Consider the following 12,737-nt stretch of genomic DNA (forward strand, 5'->3'; position numbering starts at 1 on the left):
AGTGATACTCATGTAGATTCTTACGGGCACACGGCCACGCCGGTACCGCAAGGGCACTATCATCCGCGAAATAACCGCCCGACTCCAGCATTTCTGCCTGAAATGACGCTGTAATTGCCGCTTCAGACAGACAGCCGGTTCACTCAGGGCGTTCAACCGCCATGCCATCCACGCGCTGGAAGCCACGCGGCAGCTTGCTGCCACGCCGTCCCCGCTCGCCTTTGTAATGCTCAAGATCGTCAGGCTTGAGAGATAGCGTACGCTTGCCCGCTTGCAATACAAGGGTCGCCCCCTCACTCACTACCGCAAGGTCAGTGACAAACTCTTCACGGCTGGCGACTCGGTCACCGGGCACGCCGATGATCTTGTTGCCTTTGCCTTTGCCCAATTGCGGCAGATCGCTGACCTTGAAGATCAGCAGGCGACCTTCGGTGGTCACCGCAGCCAGCCAGTCCTGCTCCCGGTCCGTCACCGGCCTTGGAGTCATGACCTTGGCGCCGTTGGGCAGACTGAGCAGCCCTTTGCCGGCCTTGTTCTTCGCCTGCAGGTCTTCGCCTTTGACCACGAAGCCGTAGCCGGCGTCGGAGGCTACCACATAGAGCGCATCGTCATCAGGCAGCAGTACGCATTCGAAGCTCGCGCCCGGTGGCGGCGTCAGACGACCGGTCAGCGGTTCACCCTGGCCACGTGCCGAAGGCAAGCTGTGGGCAGCCAGCGAATAGCTGCGCCCGGTGGAATCGATAAACACGGCGTACTGATTGGAGCGGCCCGCGGCAGCGCCCTTGAAGCCATCACCGGCCTTGTAGGACAGGCCTGTGGCATCGATGTCATGCCCCTTGGCGCAGCGTACCCAGCCCTTCTCGGAAAGCACGACGGTAACAGGCTCGGTCGGCATCAGCTCGTTTTCCGAGAGTGCCTTGGCCTCAGCTCGCTCGACGATCGGCGAGCGGCGGTCGTCGCCGTAGGTCTCGGCATCCTTGATCAGCTCACTGCGCACCAGCTTGCGCAGCTTGGCATCGCTGCCCAGCAGCGCCAGCAGCTTGGCCTGTTCCTTCAGCAGTTCGTCCTGCTCGCCGCGGATCTTCATCTCTTCCAGGCGCGCCAGCTGACGCAGGCGGGTCTCGAGGATGTAATCGGCCTGAACCTCGGTGAGGTCGAAGCGAGCGATCAGAGCCTGCTTGGGCTGGTCTTCGGTGCGAATGATGTGGATGACTTCATCCAGGTTGAGGAACGCTGTGAGCAAGCCTTCCAACAGATGCAGGCGTTTCTCGACCTTCTCCAGACGGTGCTGCAAGCGGCGGCGGACGGTACCGATGCGGTACTCCAACCATTCGAGCAGCAAGGCACGCAGGTTCTTCAACTGCGGCCGGCCGTCCAGACCGATGATGTTGACGTTGACCCGATAGCTGCTCTCGAGGTCCGTGGTGGCGAACAGATGCTGCATCAGTTCGTCGGCATCCACCCGGTTCGAACGCGGGATGATGACGATACGGCAGGGGTTCTCGTGATCCGACTCATCGCGCAGGTCGGCGACCATCGGCAGCTTCTTGGCCTGCATTTGCGCGGCGATCTGCTCCAACACCTTGGCACCGGAGACCTGGTGCGGCAGGGCCGTCACCACGATGTCGCCGTCTTCTACCCGGTACACGGCACGCATGCGGATCGAGCCACGGCCGCTCTCGTAGAGCTTGAGGATCTCGGCGCGCGGCGTGACGATCTCGGCTTCGGTCGGATAGTCCGGCCCCTGGATGTGCTCGCACAGTTGCTCGATGGTGGCCTTGGGCTCGTCGAGCAGGCGCACGCAAGCGCTGGCGACTTCACGCAGGTTGTGCGGTGGCACGTCGGTGGCCATGCCCACGGCGATGCCGGTGGTGCCGTTGAGCAGGATGTTCGGCAGGCGCGCCGGCAACACGGCAGGCTCCTGGAGCGTGCCATCGAAGTTCGGCACCCAGTCGACAGTGCCCTGGCCCAGCTCGCTGAGTAACACCTCCGAATAACGCGACAGGCGCGCCTCGGTGTAACGCATCGCGGCGAATGACTTCGGATCGTCCGGCGCACCCCAGTTGCCCTGGCCATCGACCAGGGTATAGCGGTAGCTGAATGGCTGGGCCATCAGCACCATGGCCTCGTAGCAGGCCGAGTCGCCATGGGGGTGGAACTTGCCGAGCACGTCACCGACGGTGCGCGCCGATTTCTTGTGCTTGGCATCGGCATCGAGCCCCAACTCGCTCATGGCGTAGACGATGCGTCGTTGCACCGGCTTCAGACCGTCGCCGATATGCGGCAAGGCACGGTCCATGATCACGTACATGGAGTAGTTGAGGTAGGCCTGTTCGGTGAAGTCAGCCAAGGAGCGGCGTTCGACGCCTTCGAGACTGAGTTCCAGTGAGTCGCTCATGCGGGCCTCGTCATTTCAGGTTCTGGCGCGACGGCAACTACCGCCGCGCCGGGTAAATTCAAATCGGCCGGCAAGCCTACGGCTTGGCGTTCCAGCCACCTTCAGGGGCCGCGAAACGCCAGACGATTGGACGAGCCTCACCATCGGCACGATCGCCGTTGTTGTTGTCCACACCCACCCAGGCACCTTTGGCGTCGATCACCAACGCCTCGGCCAGCCCATACGGTTGGTCGTAGCGGCGCGATTCAACCAAGGCATCGGCGGCGAACGACCAGCAACGCTCGACCTGCCCGCTCTCGCTGTCACGGCGGCAGATGCGATAGGCGTTGCGTTCGAGGGTGTACAGTTTGCCCTCGTACCATGCCAGGTCGGAGAAGTCCCGCGCCATGGCCTGCGGATTGGGCATTTGCTTGGGCTGCATTTCGACGCCCGCCTCGCTGAGCAACACACAGCTGCGTGCGCAGTTCCAGACCGACTGCTGGCGTTCTACCAGCAGCAGACCGCGTCGCTCCCGCTCGGCCGCCAGCCACAGACGATCCCCGGACGGGTGGACTGCCAGCCCTTCGAACAGTGCATTGAAGTGCAGCAGCATGCCGCTGGCACGCGCCTGGCGCACCATGGCCGGGTCGATCTTCAGCCAGCGCGGTTCGCCATCGGCAGGCAGTTGCAACACCGCGGCATGGGCTTCGCTGATCAGGTAGAAGTTGCCGGCCTGATCACAGCTGATGCCCTCGAAGTCCAGCTCGCCGCCGCGGATATAAGAGGCCGCCCAATTACGCGACTTCAATCCCCAAGGCAGACCGCTCTCCGGCACCGGTGGCGGGGTGAACGTCAGTGGCTGGGCACGCCAGGTCCGGTCCTGCTGATCGAGGCGGTAGATGCGGTCGTCGTCCCGGTCGGACACCGTCCACAAGGCCCCACGGCACCAGGCCAGGCCCGACAGGTTGCCTCCGCGCATGCCATCGACCGGGTGTTCCTCGCTCATCTTGAGCTCAGGCCAGTTGGCCGCCAGGCTCGGCAAGGCGACCAACAGCAGGCAGACCGCTGCGAGCAGGCGGGTCAAACCAGTACCTCGGCGAGATTACCTTTGGTCTCCAGCCAGCTCTTGCGATCGCCGGCGCGCTTCTTGGCCAGCAGCATGTCCATGATCTCGGTGGTGCCCTGCACATCGTCCAGGGTCAGCTGGACCAGGCGCCGGGTGTTCGGATCCATGGTGGTCTCGCGCAACTGCGGTGGGTTCATCTCGCCCAGCCCCTTGAATCGGGTGACCTGCGGTTTGCCACGTTTCTTCTCGGCCACCAGGCGGTCCAGGATGCCGTCGCGTTCCGCCTCGTCGAGGGCGTAGTAGATCTCCTTGCCCAGGTCGATGCGATACAGCGGTGGCATGGCCACGTACACGTGACCGGCTTCCACCAGCGGGCGGAAGTGCTGAACGAACAAGGCACATAGCAGCGTGGCGATATGCAGACCGTCGGAGTCGGCGTCGGCGAGGATGCAGATCTTGCCGTAGCGCAACTGCGACAGGTCCGCAGCGCCCGGATCGACCCCGATGGCCACGGCGATGTTGTGCACCTCCTGGCTGGCGAGGACTTCGCCACCATCGACTTCCCAGGTGTTGAGGATCTTGCCGCGCAGGGGCAGGATCGCCTGGAACTCCTTGTCACGCGCCTGTTTGGCCGAACCGCCGGCCGAGTCACCTTCGACCAGGAACAGCTCGGCACGCATCGGGTCCTGGCCTGCGCAGTCGGCCAGCTTGCCAGGCAGTGCCGGGCCTTGGGTGATGCGCTTGCGTTCGACCTTCTTGCTCGCCTTCAGACGACGCCCAGCGTTGCTGATGGCCAGCTCCGCCAATTGCATGCCCAGCTCGGGGTGGGCATTGAGCCACAGGCTGAACGCATCCTTGACCACGCCGGAAACGAACGCCGCCGCCTCGCGGGATGACAGGCGCTCCTTGGTCTGGCCAGAGAACTGTGGCTCCTGCATCTTCATGGACAAGACGAAGGTGATGCGCTCCCAGACATCCTCGGGCGCCAGCTTGACGCCACGCGGCAGCAGGTTGCGAAACTCGCAGAACTCGCGCATCGCATCCAGCAGCCCCTGGCGCAGCCCATTGACGTGCGTGCCGCCCTGGGCGGTGGGGATCAGGTTGACATAGCTTTCCTGGACGCTGTCGCCGCCCTCGGGCAACCATAGCAAGGCCCAGTCGACCGCCTCCTTGTTGCCCGCGAGGCTGCCGCAGAACGGCTCGTCGGGCAGACGCATGAACTCGCTGACCGAATCGACCAGGTACGAGCGCAGGCCGTCCTCGTAATGCCATTCGACCTTTTCGCCGCTGGCTTTGTCTTCGAAGCTGACTAGAAGGCCTGGGCAAAGCACGGCCTTGGCCTTGAGCACATGCTTGAGGCGGCTGATGGAAAACTTAGGTGAATCGAAGTATTTCGGGTCGGGGCTGAAATAGACGCTGGTGCCAGTGTTGCGCTTGCCAACAGTGCCGACCACCTCCAGTTCGCTGGCCTTGTAGCCATCGGCGAAGGTCATCTGGTACTCGGTGCCATCGCGCTTGACGCGTACGCGGACTTGGCTGGACAAGGCGTTGACCACCGAGATGCCCACCCCATGCAGGCCGCCGGAGAATTGGTAGTTCTTGTTGGAGAACTTGCCGCCAGCATGCAGCTTGGTGAGGATCAGCTCGACCCCGGACACCCCCTCCTCGGGGTGAATGTCCACCGGCATGCCGCGACCATCGTCGCAGACTTCCAGCGAATGATCGGCGTGGAGAATCACCTGTACCGAACGGGCGTGGCCGGCCAGGGCTTCGTCGACACTGTTGTCGATGACTTCCTGGGCCAGGTGGTTGGGCCGGCTGGTATCGGTATACATGCCCGGCCGCTTGCGGACCGGGTCAAGGCCCGAGAGGACTTCGATGGCGTCTGCGTTATAGGCGCTAGCGCTGGGATTGGCCATGGGTTCTCGTCGTCAGTCTGGTGAATGCAAAAAGTCAAAATACAGAAAAATCGAGCGCCGCATACTGCCCGCGCGCAATGCCGGCGAAGGCCAGCAATGCCGGAAGACGCTCGGCGAAACCCTGGAAACCGTGGTCGCCGCCAGCCTGGATGCGCAGGGCACAAGCTCGGTAATAGCGCTCGGCCTGGCGATAATCCAGGGTTTCATCGGCGGTCTGCAACCATACCTGATAGCGGTTGGCATCCAGGGGGGGCGGCACCTCCAGCTCGGCCAGGGCGTGTACATGGTCCAGGGTCAGCTCCCAGGTCTCGTCGGTGTACAGGTTGCGCTGGGTGCCGAGGTATCCGTCGAACAGCCGGTGCGGTCCGACCGCCGGGTTGATGAGCAGTGCCTTCAGGCCATGGCGCTCGGCCAGGTAGGTGGCATAGTAGCCGCCGAGCGAACTGCCCACCAGTAAAGGGTGGCCCAGCTCGGCGATGGCCCCTTCGAGCTGGGCAATGGCCTGACGCGGGTGGTGATGCAAGGCAGGCACACGCAGTTGGTCGGCCAGGCCCAGTTGCTGCATCACCGCCTCGAGTTGGAGGGCTTTCCTCGACAGCGGCGAGCTGTTGAAGCCGTGGATATAAAGGATGGAACCCGACATGCTGCCCCCGGAGTGTACTGCGGCGCGCCCGTCCGTGCGGGCGCAGGGACGCGCAGTGTAGCCTGTTCGCTGGGTTTTGGCGCAGCTTCGGGCTTTTCGCAACAAATTCTTCACGCCGCAGGCGGCCAAGGGCTTGCATCTTGTTCGCGGGCCCTTACCTGGAGCACACCGAGCCTCAATACCCCGGACTGTTGAAATCCAGCTGTACGTTGAAATCCCGGGCCCGCTCGAACCCACTCTCGACTCGCCCATCGCCATGCAAGCGCAACCACCGGTAACCGGGCTGCTCCTCGCTGACCTGGAAGTCCTCACTGTTGGGGGCGAACTGGATGCAGGTCGAGGGCGTGGCCAACAGACGAACACCTTCACGCCGCTCATCCCAAGGCTGGTGGATATGCCCCCAGAGCACTGCCCTTACCTGTGTATAACCGCGCAGTCGCTTCCATAGCTCATCGGCATTGCGCAGGCCGATCGGCGCGATCCAGGCACAACCGATGTCCACAGGCTGATGATGCAGGCAGACCAGGCAGTGACGCTCCCCCGCTCCAGCCAGGGCTTGCTCCAGCAGGGTCAGTTGATCGTCGGCGAGCCAACCATGGGTGGCATCGGGCACGTTCGAGTTGAGCATGACAATGCGCCAGGCGCCCAGATCGGTCACCGCCTGCACCAGGTCGCTGCCCTGCGCGAACTCGGCCATCACCTTGGCCTCATCGTGATTGCCCGGCAGCCAGCGGCTCGGCGCACCCAACGCCGCAGTCAGCTGGCGGAAGGCTTCATAGGACGCGACGCTGCCATCCTGGGACAGATCACCGGTGCACAGCAGTAAGTCCGGTTGCGGCTGCTCGCGCCGCACTTGCTCGACCACATGCTGCAAGCTGTCGCGGGTATTCATGCCCAGCAGGGTGCCGCCCGCGTCCGCGAACAGGTGGGCGTCGGTCAGTTGCACCACCTGCAGGGGTGCCGAGGCTTGAGGGAGATTGAATTGCGGCAACGGCCGGCTCCTCGAACGGATTCAGCGCGATTATGGGATGCCGAAGGGGCCGGAGCAAAGGGCTGAAACCGACCGCCGTCACATTTCAGCGAACGGCTTCCAACTCATGGCCGCAGGCCAGGCAGTGGCTGAGCCATTCACCCAGGAACAGGTTGAGCTGAGCTTTTTCATCCGGCTGGTGCATGGCCGCGTTGGGATAGGGATAGATGCTGCGCAGGCGCCGGGTATGCTCGGCACTGACCACTTCGGCCATGCGTGCATCGTGGTACACCTGCACCTCCAGATGCGGCACCGGCAACCAGGGCAGGCTGTGTTCCTGACGCACGCGCAGGGTGGTGGTGTAGGGGCACGCCAGCACCACGTCGAGCACCAGCACGCCCAGCATCTGGTCACCTTGGGTCATGCCGATGCGCCGCGAGCTCTGGGTGGTGCGCATGTCTGGCAACAGACGCATCAGGCGGGCGTAGTTGGCCTCGCAAGCTGCCTGCAGCCCGGCCAGGTCGACCCGATAGCGCTCGCGTAACAGGTTCACGACCACATCCCTCGCACTTCCGCACGGTTCAGCGCCAACCATTGCAGGCCGATGATGGTCGCGGCGTTGCAGATACGCCCGTCACGCACAGCCTGCAGGGCGTCCTCGAACGACCAGACGCGCACGCGGATGTCCTCGCCTTCTTCCTCAAGACCATGCAGCCCGCCGGCGCCTTCGCTGGAGCAGCGCCCCAGGAACAGGTGCACGTACTCGTCACTGCCTCCGGGCGACGGGAAGTAGCGGGTCATGGGCCACAGTGCGCTGAAGGTCAGGCCGGCTTCCTCCTGGGCTTCGCGGTGGGCGACCTCCTCGGGCTCCTCGTCCTTGTCGATGAGCCCGGCGACCATCTCGATCAGCCAAGGGTTCTCGACCTTGCCCAAGGCACCGACGCGGAACTGCTCGATCAGCACCACCTCGTCACGCTGAGGATCGTATGGCAGCACACAGACCGCATCATGGCGCACGAACAGTTCCCGGCTGATCTCCCGCCCCATGCCGCCAGCGAACAACTCATGGCGCAAGCGCACCTTGTCGAGCCGGTAGAAGCCCTGGAAGCAGTTGGCCTGCTCGACGATCTCGACCGCCTTGGGCACTGAATTCAACGTATCTGACATGGGAATCCTCGTTACCTCATTTACCGCATCGCGCCATCCTACTCTGCGAGCCGTCGTGTTTCACCCCTTTCCAACGACCGTTCAGGCGGCCAGGACAGAGCGTCTCTACTCTGTTAGCTTAGTGGCGAACTGAAGGCCGCGCCGACGGTCGAAGCTCGACTCCATCTGTTCTGCAAGGATCATCATGACGCTTGTCAAACTGACTTCCGTGGCTGTGCTGGCATTGGCCCTTGGCGCCTGCCAAAGCCTGTTCGAGCCCAACTACCGAGCCCCGCTCGAGGTCAAGCGCGACGCCTGGGAACACGTCAAACCCGGTTGCAGCGAGAGCGACTGCCCACTGGTGAACATCGACACCATTCATTTCCCGGCCCTGCCCAAGCTCGACGCCATCGTCGAACAGCGCCTGCTGCAGCTGACCGAAGACAACCAGCGCAGCACCGCGCCTACCTCGCTGCAAGCCTATGAGCAGCAATACCTGGCCACTGCCGAAAAACGCAACAGCAGCTACCTGCAGGCCAAGGTACGCGAGCAGCATGACGGGCTGGTGATCATCGAACTGTCCAGCTATCTGGACAGCGGTGGCGCCCACGGCATGCCGGGGCGCGGGTTCATCAACTATTCGCGCAAGCTGGACAAGGTCCTGACCCTGCAGGACATGCTGCTGCCGGGCCAGGAGGAGACCTTCTGGAAGACGGTCGAGGAGTCCCACCGCGCCTGGATGATCAGCACCGGCATGGACAAGGACCCCGAATTCATCAAGACCTGGCCGTTCCGCAAGTCCCCGCACGTGGCGCTGACCTATGGCGCGGTGGTGGTCAAGTACGAAGTCTATGCCATTGCGCCCTATTCCATGGGCCACATCGAACTGAAGATCCCCTATCCACGCCTCAATGGCGTGCTCAAGCCCGAGCTGTTTCCTGGCCGCGGCTAAGGCTCAGCAGGCCATGCAGTACCCCTGCCAGCAGCAGTGCCGGCAGGGTCGCCCCCAGCTCCGGTGCGACATTGGCCATGAAGTGATATGCCGCCACCCCCACCGCCCAGGCGACCAGCGCCTGCCAGTGTAAGCCACTGATCGCCGCCGGTATCTGCCGACGGCGAATGACGAAGTGGTCCATCAGCACGACACCGAACAACGGCGCGAACACCGATCCGATCAACAGCAAGAAGTTCTGGTACTGCGCCAGCGGCGCCAGCAGGGCGATCAATGTGCACAGCACGCCGATGGCCAGGGCCAGGTGCTCGACCTTCATGCGCACCAGCAAACCCGTAGACACGGCAGCAGAATGGATGTCGGCAAAGGCGTTCTCCGACTCATCCAGCAAGATCAGCAGCAGTGGAATACCCAGACCTGCCCCCGCCAAGGCCAGTAGCAGTGCATTGACCTCACCGCTCGGCGCGAAGGCCAGGGTGTAGGCCACGCCCAAGCTCATCAGCCAGGCATTGCCAATGAAAAAGCCCAGCGCCGTACCGCCGAACACGCGGCTGGCTCGCTGGCCGAAACGTGAGTAGTCGGCGATCAACGGCAACCACGACAACGGCATGGCGATGACGATGTCAAAGCCCACCGCCAGTGACATCGAGCCATCGCCCGCCTGGCGCCACAGGCCCGCCAGGTCGGCCTTGGCGAACAAGTTCCAGGTCAGCCACAGGCACGCCCCGAGCAGCAGCCAGATACCCCATTTGCGCAGCACCTTGCGCACGAAGGTCAGTGGGCCGCTCACCGCCAGCAAGGTGGCCAGAGCGCCAAAGCACAAGGTCCAGAGCAGAGGGCTGCTCCAGCCGCTGCCCTCGCCGAACGCCCGGGTGCCGAGCAGGCTGGCGGCATCGCGCATGACGATGATCTCAAACGACCCCCACCCCACCAGTTGCAACAAGTTGAGCAGCGCCGGCAGACGCGCGCCATGACGCCCCAGGCTCAGGCGCAGGGTGGCCATGGCCGATAGCCCAGTGTCGCTGCCGATGACCCCGGCCGCCGCCAACAGCAGCACGCCTACCGCGGAGCCCAGCGCGATCGCCAGCACCGAGCCTGCCAAGCCAAGGCCTGGCGCCAGTAGCGCGCCGACCTGCAGGACCATCAGGCCGATGCCGAGGGAGAACCAGAGGGAAAACAGGTCGCGGGCGCCGAATTGGCGCTGCCCGTGAGGGACCGGGTGGTCGGGGGAGAAGTGGCTGGGAGTGGTCATCGGCGGGCTTACCAGAGTTGTTGTTGGGGATACCGAGTCAAACTGACGAAGGGCACAGCCCTGTGGGAGTGGGTTTACCCACGAATGCGTCAGTGAACTCAGCATTCGCAGGTAAACCCGCCCCCACAGGGCCGTGCCCCACACAGAAAAATGTGCCCCTCCCACAGGAAGGGGCCGGGATGCGTTACACCTTTTTGTACAGCTGGCTGCCTTCCTGACGGAACCGCTCGGCCTGCTCGCGCATGCCTTCTTCCACGGACACATCCGTCGCCTCGATACGCTGGTTGGCTGCGTACTCACGGACTTCCTGGGTGATCTTCATGGAGCAGAACTTCGGCCCGCACATCGAGCAGAAGTGCGCGACCTTGGCCGACTCCTTGGGCAACGTCTCGTCGTGGAACGCACGGGCGGTGTCCGGGTCCAGGCCGAGGTTGAACTGGTCTTCCCAACGGAACTCGAAGCGTGCCTTGGACAAGGCATTGTCGCGGATCTGTGCCCCCGGATGGCCCTTGGCCAGGTCAGCGGCGTGCGCGGCGATCTTGTAGGTGATGATGCCGGTCTTTACGTCGTCCTTGTTCGGCAGGCCCAGGTGCTCCTTGGGCGTCACGTAGCAGAGCATGGCGCAGCCGAACCAGCCGATCATCGCGGCACCGATACCGGAGGTGATGTGATCGTAGCCAGGGGCGATGTCGGTGGTCAGCGGACCCAGCGTATAGAACGGCGCCTCATCGCAGCACTCGAGCTGCTTGTCCATGTTTTCCTTGATCAACTGCATCGGCACGTGGCCCGGGCCTTCGATCATGCACTGCACGTCATGTTTCCAGGCGATCTTGGTCAGCTCGCCCAGGGTTTCCAGCTCACCGAACTGGGCCGCGTCGTTGGCATCGGCGATCGAGCCCGGACGCAGGCCGTCGCCCAGCGAGAAGCTGACGTCGTAGGCCTTCATGATTTCGCAGATCTCGTCGAAGTGCGTGTACAGGAAGTTTTCCTTGTGATGTGCCAGGCACCACTTGGCCATGATCGAGCCACCACGGCTGACGATACCGGTGACCCGCTTGGCGGTCAGCGGTACGTAGCGCAGCAGCACGCCGGCATGGATGGTGAAGTAGTCCACGCCCTGCTCGGCCTGTTCGATCAGGGTGTCGCGGAACAGCTCCCAGGTCAGGTCCTCGGCCACACCGCCGACCTTTTCCAGGGCCTGGTAGATCGGCACGGTGCCGATCGGCACCGGCGAGTTGCGGATGATCCACTCGCGGGTTTCGTGAATGTGCTTGCCGGTGGACAGGTCCATGACCGTGTCCGAACCCCAGCGGATGCCCCAGGTCAGCTTGGCCACTTCTTCCTCGATCGAGGACCCCAGGGCACTGTTGCCGATGTTGCCGTTGATCTTCACCAGGAAGTTACGGCCGATGATCATCGGCTCGAGTTCCGGGTGGTTGATGTTGGCGGGGATGATCGCGCGGCCGCGGGCGATTTCCTCGCGCACGAACTCAGGGGTGATTTCCTTGGGAATGCTGGCACCGAAGCTGTGCCCGGCGTGCTGCTGGTCCAGCAGGCCAGCGGCGCGGGCCTCCTGCAGCTTCATGTTCTCGCGGATGGCGACGTATTCCATCTCGGCGGTGATGATGCCCTGACGTGCATAGTGCATCTGGGTGACGTTGGCGCCTGGCTTGGCACGGCGCGGGTTGCGCACGTGGGCGAAACGCAGCTTGGCCAGTTCGGGGTCGTTCAGGCGCTGCTGACCGAAGTTCGAGCTCAGGCCATCCAGGCGCACGGTATCGCCACGGGCCTCGATCCACGCCGAGCGCACATCGCCCAAGCCTTTGCGCACATCGATGACGACATTGGGATCGGTATAGGGACCAGAAGTGTCGTACACCAGCACCGGCGCATTCTGCTCGCCACCGAAGTCCGTGGGCGTGTCATGCAGGCTGATCTCGCGCATGGGTACGCGGATATCGGGGCGCGAGCCTTCGACATAGACCTTGCGCGAACGGGGGAAAGGTTGCACGGACTGCTGGTCGACTTGCGCCGACTCGCTGAGGTGGATCGATTTTTCTTGTTGGCTCATCACAGGCTCTCCAGACAGCGTGGAATGTCGGGGAGAACCTGAAGGGGCGCGGATACACCTAGGACGGTGCGGTGCCGGATGCGAGAAGTGCCTTGAGCTTGAGCTTCGACAATCCCGGACCTGGCACAAGATCTCGCCGGGAAAGCGAGCAATCTTGTTCCCTACGCAGGCGCTAACCTGATCAGGTTCAACGGGATCCGGAACTATCCGATCTCAGCCTTCGATTCAAGGCACCCCGACAAGAACATGCGCAGTCTAGACTCAAGTGGTCGGCAAAGCCAAGCGTGTAGCTTGGCGAATGATGAAAGGCACGTCAGGCGATTGTTGCCAGGTGCGCCCGG

10 protein-coding genes and 1 riboswitch are annotated in these 12,737 nt (G+C 63.4%); of the genes, 1 reads left to right on the forward strand and 9 read right to left on the reverse strand.

Annotation, left to right across the window (positions count from 1 at the left end; translation table 11 throughout):
* Positions 1 to 139: 139 nt before the first annotated feature.
* The 7 genes from parC to BLS27_RS03635 all read right to left on the reverse strand — a co-directional run bounded on the left by parC (position 140) and on the right by BLS27_RS03635 (position 8,142).
* Positions 140 to 2,398: a DNA topoisomerase IV subunit A gene (gene parC / locus BLS27_RS03605; RefSeq protein ID WP_090343194.1), complete on the reverse strand. Its 2,259-nt coding sequence runs from the start codon at positions 2,396 to 2,398 to the stop codon at positions 140 to 142.
* Positions 2,399 to 2,474: 76 nt separating this feature from the next.
* Positions 2,475 to 3,383: an esterase-like activity of phytase family protein gene (locus BLS27_RS03610; RefSeq protein WP_458860434.1), complete on the reverse strand. Its 909-nt coding sequence runs from the start codon at positions 3,381 to 3,383 to the stop codon at positions 2,475 to 2,477.
* A 74-nt stretch (positions 3,384 to 3,457) separates the two neighbouring features.
* Positions 3,458 to 5,362 (reverse strand): DNA topoisomerase IV subunit B, encoded by a 1,905-nt coding sequence (gene parE, locus BLS27_RS03615; RefSeq protein WP_070571120.1) that lies wholly within the window; start codon positions 5,360 to 5,362, stop codon positions 3,458 to 3,460.
* 34 nt (positions 5,363 to 5,396) lie between these two features.
* Positions 5,397 to 6,005, reverse strand: a complete 609-nt coding sequence (locus BLS27_RS03620; protein WP_090343200.1) for a YqiA/YcfP family alpha/beta fold hydrolase — start codon at positions 6,003 to 6,005, stop codon at positions 5,397 to 5,399.
* Positions 6,006 to 6,180: 175 nt separating this feature from the next.
* The gene (cpdA, locus tag BLS27_RS03625) at positions 6,181 to 6,996 is read right to left on the reverse strand and encodes a 3',5'-cyclic-AMP phosphodiesterase (protein ID WP_090343204.1); all 816 of its coding nucleotides are present in this window, start codon (positions 6,994 to 6,996) and stop codon (positions 6,181 to 6,183) included.
* 85 nt (positions 6,997 to 7,081) lie between these two features.
* Complete coding sequence (locus tag BLS27_RS03630; RefSeq protein ID WP_043207338.1) at positions 7,082 to 7,534, reverse strand: DUF1249 domain-containing protein; 453 nt, start codon at positions 7,532 to 7,534, stop codon at positions 7,082 to 7,084.
* The gene (locus BLS27_RS03635; protein ID WP_043207336.1) at positions 7,525 to 8,142 is read right to left on the reverse strand and encodes an NUDIX domain-containing protein; all 618 of its coding nucleotides are present in this window, start codon (positions 8,140 to 8,142) and stop codon (positions 7,525 to 7,527) included. Before BLS27_RS03635 ends, BLS27_RS03630 begins: the two co-directional genes overlap by 10 nt.
* 184 nt (positions 8,143 to 8,326) lie before the next feature.
* On the opposite strand from BLS27_RS03635, the gene BLS27_RS03640 reads away from it, so the two are divergent.
* Positions 8,327 to 9,073 (forward strand): RsiV family protein, encoded by a 747-nt coding sequence (locus BLS27_RS03640; protein WP_090343206.1) that lies wholly within the window; start codon positions 8,327 to 8,329, stop codon positions 9,071 to 9,073.
* On the opposite strand, the gene cytX is transcribed toward BLS27_RS03640, so the two are convergent.
* Both cytX and thiC read right to left on the reverse strand, forming a co-directional pair.
* Positions 9,042 to 10,325, reverse strand: coding sequence for a putative hydroxymethylpyrimidine transporter CytX (gene cytX, locus BLS27_RS03645; RefSeq protein WP_090343208.1), 1,284 nt, complete (start codon positions 10,323 to 10,325; stop codon positions 9,042 to 9,044). The two genes, BLS27_RS03640 and cytX, sit on opposite strands and share 32 nt — an antisense overlap.
* A 184-nt stretch (positions 10,326 to 10,509) precedes the next feature.
* Complete coding sequence (gene thiC, locus BLS27_RS03650; protein WP_043207332.1) at positions 10,510 to 12,396, reverse strand: phosphomethylpyrimidine synthase ThiC; 1,887 nt, start codon at positions 12,394 to 12,396, stop codon at positions 10,510 to 10,512.
* 141 nt (positions 12,397 to 12,537) lie between these two features.
* Positions 12,538 to 12,644: riboswitch (TPP riboswitch) on the reverse strand.
* Positions 12,645 to 12,737 lie beyond the last annotated feature (93 nt).

This window comes from Pseudomonas guariconensis (assembly GCF_900102675.1).
Taxonomy (GTDB): domain Bacteria; phylum Pseudomonadota; class Gammaproteobacteria; order Pseudomonadales; family Pseudomonadaceae; genus Aquipseudomonas; species Aquipseudomonas guariconensis.